At 66.9% G+C, this 19,470-nt stretch carries 16 protein-coding genes and 1 riboswitch; of the genes, 3 read left to right on the forward strand and 13 right to left on the reverse strand.

Annotated elements, in window-relative coordinates:
• Positions 1-52: 52 nt before the first annotated feature.
• The gene (locus AC1C2N_RS12340) at positions 53-1,285 is read left to right on the forward strand and encodes a D-alanyl-D-alanine carboxypeptidase family protein (RefSeq protein WP_483404391.1); all 1,233 of its coding nucleotides are present in this window, start codon (positions 53-55) and stop codon (positions 1,283-1,285) included.
• Here AC1C2N_RS12340 and AC1C2N_RS12345 read toward each other — a convergent pair.
• The 10 genes from AC1C2N_RS12345 to gatC form a co-directional block, all read right to left on the reverse strand.
• Complete coding sequence (locus AC1C2N_RS12345; protein WP_483404392.1) at positions 1,282-1,836, reverse strand: AAA family ATPase; 555 nt, start codon at positions 1,834-1,836, stop codon at positions 1,282-1,284. The two genes, AC1C2N_RS12340 and AC1C2N_RS12345, sit on opposite strands and share 4 nt — an antisense overlap.
• On the reverse strand, positions 1,829-2,611 hold the full coding sequence (locus tag AC1C2N_RS12350; protein WP_483404393.1) for an energy-coupling factor transporter transmembrane component T family protein: 783 nt from the start codon (positions 2,609-2,611) through the stop codon (positions 1,829-1,831). Before AC1C2N_RS12350 ends, AC1C2N_RS12345 begins: the two co-directional genes overlap by 8 nt.
• Positions 2,608-4,110, reverse strand: coding sequence for an ABC transporter ATP-binding protein (locus AC1C2N_RS12355; RefSeq protein ID WP_483404394.1), 1,503 nt, complete (start codon positions 4,108-4,110; stop codon positions 2,608-2,610). Before AC1C2N_RS12355 ends, AC1C2N_RS12350 begins: the two co-directional genes overlap by 4 nt.
• Positions 4,111-4,788: an ECF transporter S component gene (locus AC1C2N_RS12360; protein WP_483404395.1), complete on the reverse strand. Its 678-nt coding sequence runs from the start codon at positions 4,786-4,788 to the stop codon at positions 4,111-4,113.
• A gap of 33 nt (positions 4,789-4,821) precedes the next feature.
• Positions 4,822-4,932: riboswitch (TPP riboswitch) on the reverse strand.
• 17 nt (positions 4,933-4,949) lie between these two features.
• Positions 4,950-5,309: a hypothetical protein gene (locus AC1C2N_RS12365; protein ID WP_108391289.1), complete on the reverse strand. Its 360-nt coding sequence runs from the start codon at positions 5,307-5,309 to the stop codon at positions 4,950-4,952.
• Between the two features lie 75 nt (positions 5,310-5,384).
• Positions 5,385-6,638 carry a DNA polymerase IV gene (locus AC1C2N_RS12370; RefSeq protein ID WP_483404396.1) on the reverse strand — a complete coding sequence of 418 codons (1,254 nt, stop codon included), beginning with the start codon at positions 6,636-6,638 and terminating at the stop codon, positions 5,385-5,387.
• A gap of 40 nt (positions 6,639-6,678) precedes the next feature.
• Positions 6,679-7,272 carry a hypothetical protein gene (locus tag AC1C2N_RS12375; RefSeq protein WP_483404397.1) on the reverse strand — a complete coding sequence of 198 codons (594 nt, stop codon included), beginning with the start codon at positions 7,270-7,272 and terminating at the stop codon, positions 6,679-6,681.
• Positions 7,273-7,321: 49 nt separating this feature from the next.
• Positions 7,322-8,836, reverse strand: coding sequence for an Asp-tRNA(Asn)/Glu-tRNA(Gln) amidotransferase subunit GatB (gatB, locus tag AC1C2N_RS12380; RefSeq protein WP_483404398.1), 1,515 nt, complete (start codon positions 8,834-8,836; stop codon positions 7,322-7,324).
• A complete protein-coding gene (gene gatA / locus AC1C2N_RS12385) occupies positions 8,836-10,347 on the reverse strand; it encodes an Asp-tRNA(Asn)/Glu-tRNA(Gln) amidotransferase subunit GatA (RefSeq protein WP_483404399.1) in 1,512 nt (503 codons plus the stop codon). Before gatA ends, gatB begins: the two co-directional genes overlap by 1 nt.
• Complete coding sequence (gene gatC, locus AC1C2N_RS12390; protein ID WP_108391294.1) at positions 10,347-10,646, reverse strand: Asp-tRNA(Asn)/Glu-tRNA(Gln) amidotransferase subunit GatC; 300 nt, start codon at positions 10,644-10,646, stop codon at positions 10,347-10,349. The genes gatA and gatC overlap by 1 nt, the downstream gene beginning before the upstream one ends.
• A 98-nt stretch (positions 10,647-10,744) precedes the next feature.
• Here gatC and AC1C2N_RS12395 point away from each other — a divergent pair, with 98 nt between their 5' ends.
• Entirely contained in the window at positions 10,745-12,460 is a 1,716-nt protein-coding gene (locus tag AC1C2N_RS12395; protein WP_495434147.1) for a long-chain-fatty-acid--CoA ligase, read from the forward strand.
• A 24-nt stretch (positions 12,461-12,484) separates the two neighbouring features.
• Here the strand turns inward: AC1C2N_RS12395 and ligA are convergent, their stop codons facing one another.
• The 3 genes from ligA to AC1C2N_RS12410 form a co-directional block, all read right to left on the reverse strand.
• Entirely contained in the window at positions 12,485-14,770 is a 2,286-nt protein-coding gene (ligA, locus tag AC1C2N_RS12400; RefSeq protein ID WP_483404401.1) for an NAD-dependent DNA ligase LigA, read from the reverse strand.
• Positions 14,771-14,856: 86 nt separating this feature from the next.
• Complete coding sequence (mnmA, locus tag AC1C2N_RS12405) at positions 14,857-15,981, reverse strand: tRNA 2-thiouridine(34) synthase MnmA (protein ID WP_483404402.1); 1,125 nt, start codon at positions 15,979-15,981, stop codon at positions 14,857-14,859.
• Positions 15,982-16,062: 81 nt separating this feature from the next.
• Complete coding sequence (locus tag AC1C2N_RS12410) at positions 16,063-17,283, reverse strand: cysteine desulfurase family protein (RefSeq protein WP_483404403.1); 1,221 nt, start codon at positions 17,281-17,283, stop codon at positions 16,063-16,065.
• A gap of 60 nt (positions 17,284-17,343) precedes the next feature.
• Between AC1C2N_RS12410 and glgX the strand changes: the two genes are divergently transcribed.
• Positions 17,344-19,428 carry a glycogen debranching protein GlgX gene (gene glgX / locus AC1C2N_RS12415; protein ID WP_495434148.1) on the forward strand — a complete coding sequence of 695 codons (2,085 nt, stop codon included), beginning with the start codon at positions 17,344-17,346 and terminating at the stop codon, positions 19,426-19,428.
• The last annotated feature ends 42 nt before the right edge of the window (positions 19,429-19,470 follow it).

Raw genomic sequence — 19,470 nt, forward strand, 5'->3', positions numbered from 1 at the left:
AAAGACGCTCGGCCAGATAGCCTGATCCCGTGTCAGGAACAGGCGGTACACCATGGGCGTAGCACGAGGTCTCGGGATCTTCGCCGGAACTCTGGTCATTCTCGGAGCGGGCATCTATGGGCCCGCCACCCTCATCGGTCCGCTGCCAGCGGCATCCGTGACCGCCCTCCCGGCATCGGCGCCCGCTGCGGCGAGTGCGCCTCCCGTACTGCCAACCACCGGCGCCAGCGCTGTCACTGAAGCTGCGGACGCCGCCCCCCTCGCGGTCGCTGGCACTCCGGACGCTGTCCCGATGGCCGGTATCACCAAGACGATCACGGCCCTGGTCGTCCTCGACGCCAAACCCCTCGCTGACGGCGCGCCCGGCGGGACCGTTCCCATCACGAGCGATGACTACCTGAAGTACGTCGGTTACCGCGACGCGGGCACCCGCACCGTCAGCGTGTACACCGAGGACCAGTGGACCCAGCGCGAAATGCTCCAGGCGGTGCTCCTCGGCTCGAGCAACAACCATGCCGACACGCTCGCAGGCTGGGCATTCGGATCGACCGAGGCGTACGTCGAGGCCGCGAACGCCTGGCTGGTCGAGAATGGCATGACCGAGACCACGGTGGTCGACGCCACAGGGCTTGACGAAGCAAGCGTCGGCACGGCGAAAGATCTCTCCCGCCTGGCCGCCCTCGCGCTCACCAACCCTGCAATATCCTCGGTGCTCGCCGAACCGGTCACCGGTCTTCCGAGCCGGCGCGGCGTCACCAACACCACGACCTACCTGCCCGAACAACAGGTGGTCGGGGTTTCACGGAGCTACACGGATGCCGCCGGCATCTGCCTCCTCTTCGCCGGCGACGTTTCCGTCGATGGCGAGTCGTACAGGTTCTACGGCGCATTCCTCAGGCAACCGGATTGGGACACCCTCGAGACGGCTGTCACCGCCGTGATGGAGAGCGCGAGGGGCGGCGTCACGCCGACGCCTGTCCTTGCCGAGGCCACGCCGGTCGTCTCGTTCACAACCGCGTGGGGCGATTCGGCGAACGGTATTTCGGGAGCGTCACCCGCACGACTCCGCTGGAGCGCGGCTGCGCCCGAGATCGACGTGGTGACGGATCAGGTCACGTCGGCCGGGACCGGGGCAAAGGTCGGCAGCATCAGTGTCGTCGACGGATCGACGTCCGCCAGGACCTCGCTGACGCTCGACGGAGCCCTGACCGATCCCGGTGTGTTCTGGCGGCTCTCCCACCCGGTCCCGGTGATCGGCGCGCTCATCGATTCGCTGACCGGCTAGTCGAGCCTGAGCACGAGGTCCGCCAGGCGCTCGGGGTCCTCACGGTCGACGAACCGCTCGAACTGTGCCTGCCATGAGTCCCAGTGTGCGTCGAAAGCGCCCTCATCCCTCGCCAGCGCCCTCGCCTTCCGCACGGTGTCGTCCGCATCCAGCCAGACGGCGAGCGTCGCGAATCGCCGGTTCGCCGCCGTGAGCGCGCCGCACCCCTCGATGACCAGAGGGCCGGAACCGGGCACCACGTTCCATTCCGCGTGCGCGTCCCGTGCCCAGTCATGCCTCCGCCAACGGGCCAGGTCACCCCGCGCTCGCGGCTCGAGCAGGTTCACTGCCACGTGCTCCCCCGCAGCGCTGAGCCCGTCCCAGCCCGGGTAGATGTCGTCCATCCGAACGAGCGTCGGGTACGCCGACCCCGGCCAGGATGCCACGAGGGCATCGGCGAGAGTGGATTTGCCGGCGCCACTCGGACCGTCGAGGATGACCACTTCGGTTGCTGGGTCCCCCAACCGCCCCACGATTGTGCTGACCGCCAGGGACAGTCCGAACTTAGGCAAGGATGAACTCCCAGGTCCCCGCCAGCACTGCCGCGGTGATCGCCGCCCCCGCGATGGACGCCCCGATGAGCAGCAGCACAAGTTCGGGCCTGCCGACCGTCGACGGCCGGGCCCACGTGCGCTCAATGGACGAGCCGAATCCTTTGGCCTCCATGGCTGTCGCGAGCTTGCTGCCCCGCCGGATCGCGAGGACCAGGAGTGCGAAGGCCTGGCTGGCGAACCGGACGAGCATCCTGGCGTCGCCAACACCCCTGGCGCGACGTGCCTGACCAAGCGCACGCCAGTCGTCGACGAACAATCCCACCATCCGCAGTCCAGCCAGCCCGCCGAGCACGAAGCGGGCGGGCAGGTGAAGCACCTGGCCGAGCCCGTCGGCGAGGTCTGTCGGGTCGGTCGTTGCGAACAGCACGATGCTCGGCAAACCGATCGCCAGCACCCGAAGCATGATGGCGATACCCAGGGCGAGAGACCCCTCGGTGATGGAGACGAATCCCCACGAGGCCAGAAGCGCTCCGGAGTCCTCGCCGTAGAGCACAGTGGTCAGCCCGGCGAAGGGCGCGCCGAGCCACAGCGGTGCTGTCCTGAGCCAGAAGCCGCGGGCGTCGAGCCCCGACCAGAACAGCAGCACGCAGACGAGGATCAGGGCAACGGATGCCGAGACCACGTCGATCGACAGCAGGAGGGTCACACTGATCAGTACCGCAACAGCGAGCTTGGCGATCGGGTTCACTCGCCCGAGCGCGGAGTCGGGCGCTGCGGAAACCAGCGTGGTCACGACAGCACCGCGTGGCTGGAATCGATGGCGAACTCCCGGTCGGACAGTGCTCGCACGAGATCGTCGTCGTGCGTGACCGTCACGACGGAGCTTCCCAAGTCGACGAGTTCACCGAGCAGCACGACGAGTTCACGCCAGGTGACAGCATCCTGACCGAAGGTGGGTTCGTCGAGGAACAGGATCTGGGGTTTCGTCGCGAGAATCGTCGCGACGCTCAGACGTCGTTTCTCTCCGCCGGACAGCGTGAACGGATTGGCATCGGCCAGGGCGTCGAGCCGCAGCCTCGAGAGCAGTTCATCGACCCGCTCGCCGACCTCCCGATCCTCGAGTCGGAGTGCCGTCGGCCCGACGGCAAGCTCGCGCCTCACCGTCGTGGCGAGGAACTGGTGCTCAGGGTCCTGGAAGACGGTGCCCATTCGCGTCAGCAGCTCCTTCGACTTCCACCGCGCTGGGTCCGGCCCGAGTCCCCTGGCCAGTGGAGACCTCGCGTCGAGCGTGCCGCCGAGGCGAGCGAGCAGTCCCGCGAGCGTGAGGGCCAGCGTCGACTTCCCCGCGCCGTTGGGCCCGGTGATCGCGATGCTCTCTGCTTCGAACAGCGACAGGTCGAGGGCGGATGCCGCCGTCAGCCGCGTCCGCGAGGCGAACGGCGTTCGACCGACCGAGAGGTCCCCCGCGACGAGGAGTTCAGCACCCCTGCCTGGACGCGCCGGTCGCGTGGGCAGAACGGGTGGATGAGACGGCACCCACACCCCGGCCCGGGCGAGGCGCTGACCGTGGGTGTCGAGTACATCGGCCGGTGTCCCGTCCGCGAGCACTCCGCCCTCCGGGTCGAGGACGATGACCCGATCGACGAGATCCTGCCAGACAGCGACCCGGTGCTCGACCACGATCAGGGTCGCGCCCGTGTCGGCGATCACGCGCGCGACAACATCCCTCACCTCGGTCACACCCTCGGGATCGAGGTTGGCGGTCGGCTCGTCGAGCAGCACGAGGCCAGGACGCATGGCAAGGACACCGGCGAGGGCCAGCCGCTGCTTTTGCCCGCCGGACAACCGCGACGACGGGTGATCGAGGGGAAGGCGGAGCCCGACGGCATCGAGCGCCCACCGCACCCGCCGCCAGATCTCGTCCCGTGGAACCCCGAGGTTCTCGCACGCGAACGCAACATCGTCACCGACGCGCGCCAGGACGACCTGCGAGTCGGGGTCCTGAAGAACCAGTCCCGCCCTGCCGCGAACCTCAGCGGGCCTCGCGCCGTCGATGCGCAGTTGGCCCGTCTCGTCGCCCTCCTCATCGCCCCCGAGCACGCCAGCGAGGGCGGCGAGCAACGTGGATTTGCCCGCGCCCGACGCGCCGAGGAGCAGGACGCGCTCACCCGGAGCGATGTCGAGCGTCAGCTCGGAGACCGCCGGAGTGCCCCGACCGGAGTGCCGCCAGCCCCACCCGGTTGCACGGATAGCCGCCCCGCGAACGGTACCGTCACGGGTCGTTCCCGACACTCAGTTGCCCCGGTCGGTCGCTCGAGCGGGAATCGCACGAGCCGAGTTGCCCGAGGCGAACCGTGACAGCGCACCCGTCGCGGCGAGGCCACGCACAGCAAACCACGACAGCAGGCCGGCGAGGACGACCCCGGATGCCACGGCGCTCACGAAGTAGGTCAGCTTCGCCGCTGCATCGAGCGCCGCATAGCTCGTGAAGGTCGTGTCGAGGAGCCCGACGGCGACGCCGGCTCCCGCACCGGCGAGCAATGCCACCCCGATGCCGAACCGGCGGTAGAAGAACAGGGCGAAGATGAGCTCGGCCCCTGCGCCCTGGATCAGTCCCCAGATCAGGGTGTCGAAGCCCCAGACGGTACCGATGAGCGCGGAGACCGCAGCGGCAACGAGTTCGGTGTAGATCGCCGCACCGGGTTTCCGGATGATGAGCCCGCCGAGCACCCCGGCGAACAACCAGCCCCCGGCGAGCAGTCCGCCGAGTCCCGGTGTGAGCGCCAGGGCTGTGCTGATCGGGCCCCAGGCGAGTCCCCACGCCCAGAAGATGACGCCGGCGGCAACGCCGATGACGCTGGCCGTGACGATGTCAACGACGCGCCAGCGGGACGGACGGCGTCCTCGCGCTGGCGTGCCGGCGGCATCCGTCGAGTGTTGTACCTGTGTTGGTGATTGTGAAAAATGCACTTTCGCGCCCTCCGTGTAGGAAACAGGGCACGGGTAGCGAGATGAAGGCCTCCCTGCGCTGGCATGACCCAGATCAGGTTCGACGGTCGAAGATTATGGAATCTTCCTCTCAGCCCGGTTCACCGGACTCCCGTGTTACTCAGGCGAGTATAGCCCGAACGTTACTTCTTCAGTGCTTTGATGACAAACGCGAGCGCTTTGCCGACGGCCCACACGAAGGGGATGCCGACGGCCATGAGCGACACGACGTTCGGCTCGAAGCGCAGGCCGGTGCTCGTCTTGAGGTAGGCGCCGATCGGAAGCGCGAACCCGCCGCCTCCGCCACCGGAACCTGTGCCCTTGCCCGACACGGTCGACGACGCTGTGTCGCCCTCCCCCTCGCCCTCACCGACTCCGAAGCCGTACCAGGCGAGTGCGACGGGAACGAGCTTCGCCCCGTCGACCTCAACCGGGTCACCGTAGACGGAGGTCACTCCGATTGACTTGAACCTGTCTGCCATTTCCAACGCGAGATTTGTCATGCCAACACGCTACCGGCCGCAGGAGAGACGCGCCAAGGGTTGCTTTCTGCGCGCGCGGGAGTCAGGTGCCCGGCGTCACGGCGCCGGAGCCCGCGTCCCGCCCGCTGTGTCGTTTCCCTTCCTGCCCAGGAGGGACGCGCGTCGAACGGCCTGGCCACCAAACCTCGCGCGAAGCGAGTCGATGGTTGTCTCCGCCTCTCGCCACTCCTCGTCCGGGTCCCACAGCGCGGCGACGGCATCCTGTTCGTCGGTGAGCTGTTCCGCGCGAACCCCGATGAGGCGGATCGCCCTGCCGTCGATGCCGAGGACGGTGAGCAGGTCATTCGCGCCCTCGAAAAGACGCCTGCCGACGTTCGTCGGCTCGGCGAACGTGCGCGACCTGGTCACCGTCGTGAAGTCCTCGAACCGCACCTTGATCGCGACGGTTCTCGCGGAAACGCCGCTTTTCCTGAGCCGTACGGCCACCTGGTCGGCCAGCCGGAGCAGCTCGAGCCTGACGCGTGCCGGGTCTGTGACATCGACGTCGAACGTGACCTCGTGCCCGATGCTCTTCTCCGACGTCGCTGTCACGATGCGGCGGGCGTCACGTCCGTGTGCGAGCTCGTGCAGCTTGACGCCGGTGGCCTCTCCGACCGCTCTGGTCAGGGTAGCGAGCGGTGTATCGGCGACGTCACCGACCGTCGACAGGCCAAGCCGCTGCAGGGCCTCCTCCGTTTTTGCTCCGACTCCCCACAGCGCCCGGATCGGTAGCGGATGCAGGAACGCAAGCGTCTCGGCCGGCGGAATCACGAGGAGTCCATCCGGTTTGGCGCGCCCTGAGGCGACTTTCGCCACGAACTTGGTTGCAGCCGCACCGACCGAGCAGGTCAGCCCGGTCTCGCGGCGCACCCGCTCACGAATGTGCTGACCGACGACAGCGGGCGAACCGATCAGCCGCCTCGCCCCCGACACGTCGAGGAACGCCTCGTCGATACTCAGCGGCTCGACGAGCGGGGTCGCATCCCGGAATATCGCCATGACCTGGCGAGAGTATTCGGTGTACCGCTCGTGGTGCGGAGGAAGGATCGTTGCCTGCGGGCACAACCTGATCGCCTTCGAGACCGGCATCGCAGCGGTCACGCCGAATCGCCGTGCTTCGTAGGTGGCGCTTGTGACGACGCTCCGGCCCTCCGGATGCCCGATGATCACCGGCTTGCCGCGGAGTTCGGGGTGGTCCAGCAGCTCCACCGACGCGAAGAATGCGTCCATGTCAATGTGCAGGATGCTTGCGCCGGTGTCGTCGACGTCACCTCGCGTGACCTGTCGTGCGCTGCCGTCCTGCCTGCTCATGGGTTCTATTCTCCCAGCTTTGCGGCCACGCCATGCCGGGTCAGACCAGGGCGATCACGACCGGCTTGAGCCACTCCCGGAATGCCTCAGGATCGTCACGGAGCGACTCGGAAATGATCACGGTGTCCGGAGCAACCACCCAGGCTCCCGGCTCAGCGACGGGAATCACCTCGAGGTCGAGCCTGAAGGACGTGGTCTGCCTGCGGAGCTCGAATTGCCGCCTCTGCACGAGCTGGTACGCGTCTCCCAGTGGATGTTCTCTCGCTTTCACCGCCATCAGGTATTCGGCGTGGCGGGACTCGACCCAGGCCGTGACGGTGTCGTAACAGGCATACACGAGGTCCTGCAGTTCGAGAGCGCGATCGAACACCTCGAAATGCGGCGGGCGAACCTGGCTGATGAACGGCCGGGTCTCCCTGCGCACGATGCCGGCCCACCACCCGCGCCACTGCGCGGCAAGTGCGACCCTGTCGATATCGGGCAGGGCAACCCCGGCTGGCGGAGGGATGACTCGAGGCACCTGCGCCTCGCACTCACGCGAGAGACCCGCGAGGTCTCTCAGGGCAAGCGCGAGGAGCAGATCCCTCGGGCAATCCTCTGTAATCTGCCAGCGAATCGAACCCTCGACCAGCATGGGCTGATCGTACCTGAAGAGTTTTCAGGTTTACAGGTGACGAACGCCCTTAGCCCTGTGCGCGTTCGAGAACGAGTTCCCGCACCCTCGCCGCGTCCGCCTGGCCCTTCATGGCCTTCATCACAGCACCGATGACGGCGCCTGCCGCCTGGACCTTGCCGTCGCGGATCTTCGCGAGCACGTCGGGCTGCGACGCGAGCGCGTCGTCGATGGCCGCGATCAGGGCACCGTCGTCGGAGACGACAGCGAGCCCGCGGGCGTCGACGACCTCCTGCGGCGATCCCTCCCCCGCGATGACGCCCTCGAGGACCTGGCGCGCAAGCTTGTCAGTGAGGGTGCCGTCCTCGACGAGCGCGGCGAGTGCGGCAACGTTCTCCGGTGAGACGAGGGCGGATGCCTCGGTGCCCTGGACGTTGGCGATCCGGCTGATCTCCCCTGTCCACCACTTGCGTGCCGCTGCTGGCTTCGCACCGGCGGCAACAGTCGCTGTGATCTCGACGAGGAGCCCGCCGTTCACGACGTCCTGGAACTCGAGGTCGGTGAAACCCCACTCGGCCTTGAGCCGACGGCGGCGCGCGGCAGGAGGCTCGGGGAGCGCTGCACGCAGTTCCTCGATGAGCTCAAGGCTCGGCTCGACCGGCAGCAGGTCGGGCTCGGGGAAGTACCTGTAGTCGTCGGCGTCGCTCTTGGGACGGCCGGCGCTCGTGCGGCCGGTGTCCTCGTGCCAGTGACGGGTCTCCTGGATGATGGTCCCGCCGTCGGCGAGCACCTGCGCCTGGCGCTGGATCTCGTAGCGGATCGCCCGTTCGACCGACCGAAGCGAGTTGACGTTCTTTGTCTCAGTGCGCGTTCCGAGCGGGGCGGGCGGCTGGCCCTCCGGCGTGCGGGGGCGCAGCGAGATGTTGGCGTCACAGCGCAGGTTGCCCCGCTCCATCTTCGCGTCGGAGATTCCGAGGCTCGTGACGATGTCACGGATTGTCGCAACGTACGCCTTGGCCAGCTCGGGGGCATCCGCTTCGGCGCCGTAAATGATGTCTGTGACGATCTCGACGAGCGGAACGCCGGCACGGTTGTAGTCGACGAGCGAGTACTCGGCACCCTGGATCCGGCCGGTCGACCCGCCGACGTGGGTCAGCTTGCCCGCGTCCTCTTCCATGTGCGCACGTTCGATCGACACGGTGACGAGGCGGCCGTTCGGCAGCTCGACATCGACGGACCCGTCGAACGCGATGGGCTCGTCGTACTGCGAGATCTGGTAGTTCTTGGCCAGGTCGGGGTAGAAGTAGTTCTTCCGGGCGAACCGCGACGACGGCGCGATCGAGCAGCCCAGGGCGAGACCAAGGCTGATCGCGTAGCGGACGGCCTGTCCGTTGACGACGGGAAGCGAGCCGGGCAGCCCGAGGCACACCGGCGAGACGTTCGTGTTCGGCAGGGAGCCGAACTCGTTCGGCGCTGACGAAAACATCTTCGTCTTGGTGTTCAGTTCGACGTGGACCTCGAAGCCGAGCACCGGCTCGAACAGCTCAAGCGCCTTCTCGTAGTCCATCAGGGCGTCTTTCGCCATTATTTTCCTCCCAGTGCCGGAGCCTGCGAGATCAACGTGTGACCCCACTGCTGCTCGAGCAAAGCTTCGATTGCCGCACCAACGCGGTAGAGACGGGCGTCTTCACGCTGCGGGGCCATGACCTGGATGCCGACCGGCAGTCCGTCTTCCGGCGCGAGTCCGATCGGAACGCTGATGCCGGGGATTCCGGCCAGGTTTGCCGGGATGGTGGTGATGTCGTTGAGGTACATCGCCATCGGGTCCGCGAGCTTTTCGCCGAATTTGAAGGCGGTCGTCGGCGCACTCGGTGTGACGAGGACGTCGACCTGCTCGAACGCGGCGTTGAAGTCGCGCTGGATGAGCGTTCGGACCTTCTGGGCGCTGCCGTAGTAGGCGTCGTAGTAACCGGCGCTCAGGGCGTAGGTACCCAGGATGATGCGGCGCTTGACCTCTGGGCCGAATCCGGCCTCGCGGGTGGCCGCCATGACCTGCTCGACGGTTCCGCCGCCCTCAGGCTGCACGCGCATGCCGAACCGGACGGAGTCGAACTTGGCGAGGTTGCTCGACGCCTCAGCGGGGAGGATGAGGTAGTACGCGGCAACGGCGTACTCGAAGTGTGGCGCACTCACCTCGACGACCTCGGCGCCCTGCTTCGTGAGCATGGCGACGGTTTCCTCGAACCGGCTCTGCACTCCGGCCTGGAAGCCGTCGCCGGAGAGCTCTTTGACGACACCGACCTTGAGACCGGCGAGGCCCTCCCCGCGTGCGCCCGACCGCGCGGCATCCGCCATCGACGGCCAGGCGTCGGTGAGGGACGTCGAGTCCTTGGGGTCGTGCTTGGCGATGACGTCGTGCAGGAGCCCGGCGTCGAGCACGGTGCGGGTGACGGGTCCGACCTGGTCGAGCGATGATGCGAGGGCGATGGCGCCGTACCGGCTGACGGCTCCGTAGGTCGGCTTGACGCCGACGGTGCCCGTGACGTGCGCGGGCTGACGGATGGAACCGCCGGTGTCGCTGCCGAGCGCGAGCGGAGCCTCGAAAGCGGCGACGGCGGCAGCCGAGCCACCGCCAGACCCACCGGGAATGCGGTCGAGGTCCCAGGGGTTGCGGGTGGGCCCGTATGCGGAGTGCTCGGTCGACGAGCCCATGGCGAACTCGTCCATGTTGGTCTTGCCGATGGGGATCAGGCCGGCCTCGCGGGAGAGACGGACGACTGTCGCGTCGAACGGCGACATGTACCCCTCGAGGATCTTGCTGCCGGAGGTCGACGGCATGTCGGTGGTGACGAGCACGTCCTTGACGGCGAGCGGAACCCCGGCAAGAGGGCCGAGTTCTTCGCCGGCCGCGCGGCGTTCGTCGATGCGACGGGCAGTCGCCAGTGCGGTGTCGCTCACGGCGAGGAAGGCGTGCACGTCGGTGTCGACGGCCTCGATGCGATCGAGGTGCGCCTGGGTCGCGTCAACAGCGCTGATTGCGCCGCTCTGCAGGTTCTCGGCGAGGTCGGCAGCTGTCATTCTGATGATGTCGTTCATTACTGCTCCTCCCCGAGGATCGCTGAGACCTTGAACCGGTTGTCTGCCTGTTCCGGCGCGTTCTGCAGGGCCTGTTCGATGGTGAGCGTGTCACCGACGACGTCATCGCGGAAGACGTTGGAGAGCGGGACAGGGTGGCTCGTCGCCGGAACGTCGTCTGTGGCGACTTTCTGCACCTTTGCGATGCTGTCGACGATCTGGTCGAGCTCGGTCGTGAGACTCGAGATCTCTTCGGGAGTGAGGGCAATTCGGGCGAGGTTCGCCAGATGCGCCACCTGCTCCTCAGAAATTTCAGACATGGGTCTCCGTCATATAAGTACTGGGGTGTCCCTCCATTGTATTGGGAGCGTGCGCTGCGGCTCGTCGCCCGTGAGCCCGCGGGATTAGAATATGCCGAGTGACCGATACCACCGAACGTCCCTGGCTTGCCAACTACGCACCGGACGTCCCATTCGACATCCCGGTTCAGGACGGAAGCCTCGGCGACCTGGTCCGCCTCTCCGCCGAAAAGCACCCGTCGCTCGTTGCCCTTGAGTTCTTCGGCGCAACAACGACCTACCGCGAACTCCTGCAGTCCATCGAGCGTGTCGCAGAAGCGCTCCGTGGCCTCGGCGTGAAGAAGGGCGACCCCGTGGCCATCGTGCTGCCGAACTGCCCGGAACACATCGTGGCGTTCTACGCGATCCTGCGCCTCGGCGCGATAGTGGTCGAGCACAATCCGCTCTACACTCCACGCGAGCTGAGGCACCAGTTCGAGGATCACGGTGCGAAGGTCGCCATCGTGTGGAACAAAGTGGTCGCAACGGTTCAGGACTTCCCCGGCGACATCGCCGTCGACTCGCTCATCGACGTCGACATCACCCGGAGCATGCCATTCGGAATGCGCGTGGCGCTGACCCTGCCGATCGCGAAGGCCCGTGCGTCACGAGACGCCCTCACCGCGAAGACGAGCGGCACGATCAGCTGGTCGAGCCTGCTGTCCTCCCGTCCGATCGATCCGGAGCACCCGCGCCCGGAGTCCGGCGACGTCGCGATCATCCAGTACACCTCGGGAACGACGGGTCTCCCCAAGGGCGCCGTGCTCAGCCACGCGAACCTTCTCGCGAACGCCGTCCAGGCCAGGGCGTGGACCCCGACGATCACCCACGTCGGCTGCACGATCTACGCGGTCCTGCCGATGTTCCACGCTTACGGCCTGACGCTGTGCCTCACCTTCGCGATGAGCCTCGGCGCACGGCTGGTCCTGTTCCCCAAGTTCGACCCTGACCTTGTGCTGAAAGCCGCGAAGAAGCATCCGCCGACCTTCCTGCCCGCCGTCCCGCCGATCGCTGACCGCCTCCTCAAGCGAGCGATCGAGACCAATGTGTCGCTTGAGGGACTCGAGATCGGCATCACCGGCGCCATGGCCCTCCCCCACGACCTCGTCGTGCCGTTTGAAGCTGCAACCGGCGGATACCTCATCGAGGGCTATGGCCTGAGCGAGTGCTCGCCGGTGCTCATGGCAAACCCGGTCTCCGACGGCCGGAAGGCCGGGACCGTCGGCCTCCCCCTGCCGAGCACCGAAATCAGGATCGTCGACCCCGAGAACCCGACAGTCGACGTTGAGCCGGGCATGCCAGGCGAGCTCATCGTTCGCGGGCCACAGGTGTTCTCCGGTTACTACCGCAAGCCGGAGGAGACGAGTGCCGTCTTCGTCGGCAACTGGTTCCGCACGGGAGACATCGTCTCGATGGACAGCGACGGCTTCGTCACCGTCGTCGACAGGATCAAGGAACTCATCATCACCGGCGGGTTCAACGTCGCGCCGACCGAGGTGGAGAACACGTTGCGCCTGCACCCCTCCATTGCCGATGTTGCTGTCGTCGGTATGCCGAGCGCGCACTCGGGCGAGGACGTCGTCGCTGCGATCGTGCTCAAGGCTGGCGAAAAGCCCGACCGCGAGTCGATCCGCCAGTTCGCGAGGGACAACCTCACGCCGTACAAGGTGCCGCGGCGCATCATGTTCATCGACGAACTGCCCACCTCGCTCATCGGCAAGGTGCTGCGCAAACAGGTCAGGGAGCGCCTGCTCGAGAAGGAATCGGGCAAGACAGGGTCCTTCCCGACCGTTTAGGAAGCGCCCAGGCGACGACCCCGGTTACTCGTCGAGTGCGGCGGGTCCCTTCGACACCAGCAGGGCGAACTGCTCAGCGTCGATGATCCGGAGGCCGAGTTCCTCGGCCTTGCCGAGCTTCGACCCTGCGCCCGGTCCTGCAGCGACGAAGTCCGTCTTCTTCGACACACTCGATGCCGCTTTGCCACCGGCGGCGATGATCGCCTCCTGGGCGCCCTCTCGGGTGAAGCCCTCGAGCGACCCGGTCGCCACGACCGTGAGCCCGGCGAGGACGCCGTCTTCGTTGCCAGCGGCGCCGGGGCCGGGGTGCCCCGGTGTCGCGAACTGGACGCCTGCCCTTCGCCACTCCTCGACGATTTGCTTGTGCCAGTCGACCTCGAACCAGTCGATGACCGCGTCGGCGATGATGCCGCCAACACCCTCAGTCTCGGCCAGTTCATCGCGGGTCGCCGCGCGGATCGCGTCGAGTGACCCGAAGTAGTTCGCGAGAGCCCGGGCAGCGACAGGGCCGACGTGCCGGATGTTCAGGGCGACGAGGATCCGCCACAGCGGTTTGGTCCTGGACGCTGCAAGGTTCTCGAGCAACTCGAGTGCACCCTTGGACGGCACGGAGAACTCGTCGCCGTTGAACACCTCGGAGTCGGGGTCGAACGGGCCGTCTTTCTTCGCCCTGCGGCGGCGGAACGGAGTAACCCGCTTCACAGCACCGTCGTCGGTCAGCTTCGGCAGTCCCGTCTCGATGTCGATCACGGTCACCTCGACCGGGAACAGGTCGGCGATGGTCATCGCGAACAATCGCGCTTCGGAGACGTCGCCGTTTTCATCGGCGAGCGGTGGTCGTGTCGGTTCGAGCGGCTGGGTCAGCGCGGCAGCCGCAACCTCTCCGAGTCCCTCGACGTCGAGGGCGCCACGGGAACCGACGTGTTCGACCCGACCCCTGACCTGCGCCGGGCACGACCGGGAGTTGGGGCAGCGGAGGTCTTTATCGCCCTCTTTCGCCGGACGGAGGGGGGTGTCGCACGATGGACAGCGCTCGGGCATCACGAACTCGCGCTCGGAGCCGTCGCGCAGTTCGACGACGGGGCCGAGGATCTCCGGGATCACGTCACCCGCCTTGCGCAGCACGACGGTGTCGCCGATGAGCACACCCTTCGCCTTGACCACGTCCTGGTTGTGCAGCGTCGCCTGGCTCACCGTCGAGCCGGCAACGCGCACGGGCTCGACCTGTGCAAACGGGGTGGCCCGCCCTGTTCTGCCGACGCTGACGACGATGTTGAGTAGTTTCGTGTTGACCTGCTCCGGCGGGTACTTGTATGCCGTCGCCCACCTCGGGGCCCTGCTCGTCGCACCGAGTTCGTCGTGCAGCGCGAGCTCGTCGACCTTGACGACGATGCCGTCGATCTCGTGCTCGACGCTCGACCGGTGCTCACCGAAATAGTCGATGAAGCCGACGGCCCCGTCGATGTCGTCGAAGACCCGGTAATGGGTCGAGGTCGGCAGTCCCCAGCCCGCGAGGAGGTCGTAGACCTCGCTCTGCGCGGCAACGGGCGGGTTCGGCCACGCCCCGACACCGTGAACGAGCATCCGCAGCCGGCCCAGCCGGTTCTTCATCAGCGTGAGCTGGGCGGCGTTCTTGCCCTCTGCCTTCTGCCGGAGGCTGCCGCTCGCTGCATTGCGGGGATTGGCGAAGACCTTCTCGCCAGCGGCGAGCTGCAGTTCATTGAGTTCACGGAACGATTCGACGGGAAAGAAGATCTCGCCGCGGACCTCGACCAGGTCTGGATGCCCGGTCCCGCTGAGGCGCTCGGGGATGGAGGAGATTGCGGCGACGTTCTCGGTGACGTCTTCGCCGACGACGCCGTCACCGCGGGTCGCGGCGCTCACGAGCCGACCCCGCTCGTAGCGCAGGTTGACGGCGAGGCCGTCGATCTTGAGCTCGGTGAGGTAGTGGACCTTCCGGCCTGACGCGCGCTCAACCCGCTCGCTCCACGCGCGGAGCTCATCGGCCGAGAAGACGTTGTCGAGGCTCAGCATCCGTTCCACGTGGGTGACCGGATCGAAGAGCGACGCCTGCGCGCGACCGCCGACGGTCTGGGTCGGGCTGTCCTGCGTTTGCAGCTCGGGGAAGAGATGCTCGAGCTGCTCGAGCCTGTGCATCATGGCGTCGTACTCGGCGTCGGACACGAGCGAGGTGTCTCGCTCGTAGTAGGCGTCGCGGAGTTCGAGGATGCGTGTGGTCAGGTCGGCGGCTTCAGCCGCTGCCGTCTCAAGGTCGTCGCGTGTGCCCTGCGTCTCGATGCTTTCTGTCACCCAACCAGTCTAGGGACAGGCACAGACACCGGCGGAGGGGTTGCGCGCTACAGCGGGGCTCAGCCCACACCTCGCTGCGCGACGGTTCAGGCGTCGGCCGGAACCGCGCTGACCGTGCGGTCGATGGTGCACTGCCCGAGCACGCGGGTACCCACATAGACGACAGCGGTCTGTCCTGGCGCGACACCGTCGAGCGGGGTGTGCGGGCGGATCATCAGCTCGGGCTCGCCGGTCTCGGCGTTCGGCTGCACGACGGCGACGGCCGGCACCGGGTCTGCGTGCGCGCGGATCTGCACGTCGCACTCGAATGCCAGGTCGCGGTGCTCGGGTGCGCGTCCTGCCCAGGTGAACCGCGACCCGGCGATCTCACCGATGGCCAGAGCTTCCTTCGGCCCGACGACGACCTCGTTGGTCTTCGGCCGAACCTCGAGCACGAAGCGCGGTCGACCTCCCGGGTCTGGCACGCCGAGGTTGAGTCCGCGACGCTGGCCGACGGTGAACGCCTGTGCGCCCTCGTGCGAGCCGACGACTGTTCCGTTCCGGTCCAGGATCGCGCCCTTCTCGGCACCGACGCGATCGGCGAGCCAGCCACGGGTGTCGCCGTCGGGGATGAAGCAGATGTCGTGGCTGTCCGGCTTGTTCGCCACGCTGAATCCCCGCGCGGCAGCCTCGGCTCGAACCTCGGCCTTGGACGGCGTAGCGCCGAGGGGGAACATCGAGTGTGCGATCTGCTCGGCAGTAAGCACGCCGAGCACGTAGCTCTGGTCCTTCGCCCACGCGCTCGCGCGGTGAAGTTCAGGGTTGCCGTCGGCATCCATCACGATCGTGGCGTAGTGGCCGGTGCAGACCGCGTCGAAGCCCAGGTCGAGAGCCTTCTCCAACAGGGCGGCGAACTTGATCTTCTCGTTGCACCGCATGCAGGGGTTCGGGGTCCGGCCTGCCGTGTACTCGGCGATGAAATCGTCGACGACATCGAGCTTGAACCGCTCGGAAAAGTCCCACACGTAGTACGGGATGCCAATGATGTTCGCGGCCCTCTGTGCGTCCATCGAGTCTTCGATGGTGCAGCACCCGCGGCTCCCGGTGCGCAGCGTACCGGGCATCCGGCTCAGCGCCAGGTGCACGCCGACGACCTCGTGACCCGCTTCGACCGCACGCGCTGCGGCGACCGCGGAGTCCACCCCGCCTGACATAGCTGCTAAAACCTTCACCGGAACAGTCTACGCGCCCTCGACTGGATAGGGCCTGTCGGGCTGCCCAGACGCGGTTCCCTGCAAGGCAGCGGGTCGGGCCTATGCGCCGAGCACGGTCTTCCGGTCGGCCAGTCCGGCGCGCGCGGCCTGGGCGTATGCCGCGGGGATGGCAGCGAGGAGGGCATCGACGTCCGCTTCGGTTGTCGAGTGCCCGAGCGTAACCCGGAGTGCGCCCCGAGCCTCGAGTTCGTCGCGCCCCATGGCCCTCAGCACGTGCGACGGCTCGGGGATTCCGGCCTGGCACGCTGATCCGGTCGAGACCGAGACCCCGGCCATGTCGAGAAGGAAGAGCAGCGAGTCGCCCTCGCATCCCGGGAAGGCGAAATGCGCGTTGCCCGGCAGCCGTCCTTGCCCGGTCGGCCCGTTGAGCTTCGCCGACGGGACAGCGTCGAGGATGCCGGAGATGAGCCGGTCGCGCAGCGCCATAAGACGATCAGCTTCGCTGGCGAGACGCTCGTCGGCCGCGCGGGCCGCAACAGCAAACGACACAGCGCCCGCGACATCCTGGGTCCCGGAACGGACCTGGCGCTGCTGACCCCCGCCGTGCAGCAGCGGTTCAACGTGCGCCGAGCGCGAAACGACGAGGGCGCCAATGCCGACAGGGCCGCCGATCTTGTGCGCTGAGACACTCAGCGCCACGAGTCCGGTGTCGCCGGTGCTGCCTGACGCGCGCCGAACCGCTCCGAAGTCGACCGGAAGGTATCCGTATGCCGCGACGGCGTCGACGTGCATCGGCACTCCGGATGCCGCAGCGAGCGTCGCGATCTCGGTGACGGGCTGAATGGTCCCCACCTCGTTGTTCGCCCAGAGCAGGGTGAGGAGGGCGACCCGGTCACCGTGTTCGGCGAGCGCACGCTCGACGACGTCGGGTGAGAGCCAGCCGTTTTCGTCGAGCGGAAGCCACTCGAGCGACGCACCCTCGTGCGCCTGGAGCCACTCCAGCGTGTCGATGGTGGCGTGGTGCTCGCCGCCGGGGGCGAGAATGACCGGGCGTTGCGCGTCGGCGTTGCGCTTCCAGTAAATGCCCTTGAGCGCGAGGTTGATGGACTCAGTGCCGCCCGAGGTCAGCACAACCTCGATCGGGTCGCAGCCCAGCGATCGCGCGATGACTTCCCTGGCTTCCTCGAGCATCTGTTTCGCGGACTGTCCCTGCGAGTGAATGGAGGCAGGATTACCGACCTGGCGCATGGCATCCGTGTATGCGTCGATTGCCTCGGGGAGCATCGGCGTCGTCGCCGCGTGGTCGAGGTAGACAACCATGGGTTCTCCCTCCCGGTGACGATTCACGTACGAAACCCGTACCCAACTACTCTAGATCGCATGACTTCTGCCGGCGCACCGCGCTCCCTCGGAGTGCACCTGACCTCGCACGGTGGAGAGCTCAGGGTGTGGTCCGCTTCCGCCCAGCAGCTCGAGCTCGTGCTGTTCGACCCCAAGGATCCCACCTGGGTCACGAAGACTCTGCCCCTCGAACGCGGAGACTCCGATGTGTGGTCGGTTCGGACGCGATCGCTGAAAGTCGGCACGCGATACGCGGTTCGCGCCGCAGGCCCAGAGGGTCCGACTCACGCCTTCGACCCCTCAACGCTTCTCATCGAGCCATACTCGAAGGGCCTCGTCCGGATCGCTCCCGGTCAATACCAGTCCGTCGTGGTTGACGGCACCTTCGACTGGGGCGGAGTCGAAAAACCGAAGGTCCCCCTCGACGCCACGGTGATCTACGAAGCGCACGGCCGGGGCATCTCCAAGCTCAACACCTCGATACCCGAGCACCTTCGCGGAAGCTATGCCGGCATCGCCCACCCGGCGACGATCGGGTACCTGAAGGACCTCGGCGTCACGAGTGTCGAGCTCCTCCCCGTCCACGCGTTCACCTCGGAGCAACGGCTCGTCAGGCAGGGCCTCGTCAACTACTGGGGCTACAACACCCTCAACTTCTTCACCCCGCATCCGCCATACGCGTCCAAGGCGGCACAGGCTGAAGGTCCGGATGCCATTCTCCGTGAGTTCAAGGGCATGGTCAGGCTTCTGCACGAGGCCGGTATCGAGGTCATCCTCGACGTTGTGTACAACCACACGGCTGAGGAGGGCAGGAAGGGTCCGACAACGAGCCTTCGCGGAATCGACAACGACGCGTACTACCGGCAGACCGCCGACGGCACCTATATCGATGTGACGGGTTGCGGCAACAGCGTGAACACCGCACATCCCGCCGCGCGCCAGCTGGTGCTCGACTCGCTCAAGTACTGGGCGAACGACCTCCAGATCGACGGCTTCCGGTTCGACCTCGCCGTGACGCTCGGGCGGGAGGCGAACCACGAGTTCTCCGCTCACTCCGAACTGCTCAACGACATCATCACCGACCCGGCCCTCGCCGGGGTGAAGATGATCGCCGAGCCGTGGGATGTCGGCGCTGGCGGCTGGCAGACGGGGCACTTTCCCCGCGGCTGGAGCGAGTGGAACGACAGGTACCGTGACCGCGCCCGGAACTTCTGGCTCTCCGACATCGATTACGCACGGAGGGCGAGCCAGGCGCCGGTCGGCATCGGCGGCTTCGCGACGCGACTCGCGGGGTCAAGCAACACCTTCTCACCCGACCGCGGACCGCTCGCGTCCGTCAACTTCATCACCGCCCACGACGGGTTCACCCTCGCTGACCTCGTGTCGTACGACATCAAGCACAACATCGGCAACGGCGAATCGAACCGCGACGGGACGGACAACAACCGGTCGTTCAACCACGGTGCCGAAGGCCCGACCGCCGACGTGACGATTCTCTCCACCCGCAGGAAGGCCATGCGCAACCTGCTCGGCACCCTGCTGCTCTCGGCCGGCATCCCCATGATCACGGCCGGTGACGAATTCGGGCGTACCCAACGGGGAAACAACAACGCGTACTGCCACGACTCCGAGCTGACCTGGCTCGGCTCTCCCGTCGACGGCTGGCAGCGCAACCTGTTCGCACACTCGAAGAGACTCATCGAACTCAGGCGGCAGAATCCGGCCCTGCGGCCGACCCGATTCGGACGCTCAGGAGAGGTGATTCCGAGTGCGAACCAGATGGACTGGTACGACGCGTCCGGCAACACCATGAGCGCCGACGACTGGGAGAGCGCACGCAACCGCACCCTGCAGTACGTGGCGTCCTCGACGCCGGAGTTCGAAGACTTCAACCGGATTCTCCTGATCATCCACGGGGTCGAGGACGGCACGACGGTGACACTCCCCCGGCATCCGGAGGTCTCACGGTATGAACTTCTCTGGCGAAGCAGCGATGAAACACCGGTGACGGATGCCGTCAGCTCGGCGCCAAGGGACAGAATCGAGATAGCCCCAACATCGATGCAACTGTTCCTGGCGGTCTCCGATGACGGCGGCGAAGTGAGCGACGAAAGACGCGACTGACGCAGACACTGGCGCCGGGGACACTGGCCGGGAGACACTGAC

This window comes from Mycetocola sp. Y791 (genome assembly GCF_059445325.1).

Excerpts from the sequence above, each read along its gene's own strand:
- AC1C2N_RS12340 (WP_483404391.1), top strand. The coding sequence starts at position 53 with ATGGGCGTAGCACGAGGTCTCGGGATCTTCGCCGGAACTCTGGTCATT.
- AC1C2N_RS12365 (WP_108391289.1), bottom strand. The coding sequence starts at position 5,309 with ATGACAAATCTCGCGTTGGAAATGGCAGACAGGTTCAAGTCAATCGGA.
- AC1C2N_RS12370 (WP_483404396.1), bottom strand. The coding sequence starts at position 6,638 with ATGAGCAGGCAGGACGGCAGCGCACGACAGGTCACGCGAGGTGACGTC.
- AC1C2N_RS12375 (WP_483404397.1), bottom strand. The coding sequence starts at position 7,272 with ATGCTGGTCGAGGGTTCGATTCGCTGGCAGATTACAGAGGATTGCCCG.
- gatB (WP_483404398.1), bottom strand. The coding sequence starts at position 8,836 with ATGGCGAAAGACGCCCTGATGGACTACGAGAAGGCGCTTGAGCTGTTC.
- gatA (WP_483404399.1), bottom strand. The coding sequence starts at position 10,347 with ATGAACGACATCATCAGAATGACAGCTGCCGACCTCGCCGAGAACCTG.
- gatC (WP_108391294.1), bottom strand. The coding sequence starts at position 10,646 with ATGTCTGAAATTTCTGAGGAGCAGGTGGCGCATCTGGCGAACCTCGCC.
- AC1C2N_RS12410 (WP_483404403.1), bottom strand. The coding sequence starts at position 17,283 with ATGGTTGTCTACCTCGACCACGCGGCGACGACGCCGATGCTCCCCGAG.
- glgX (WP_495434148.1), top strand. The coding sequence starts at position 17,344 with ATGACTTCTGCCGGCGCACCGCGCTCCCTCGGAGTGCACCTGACCTCG.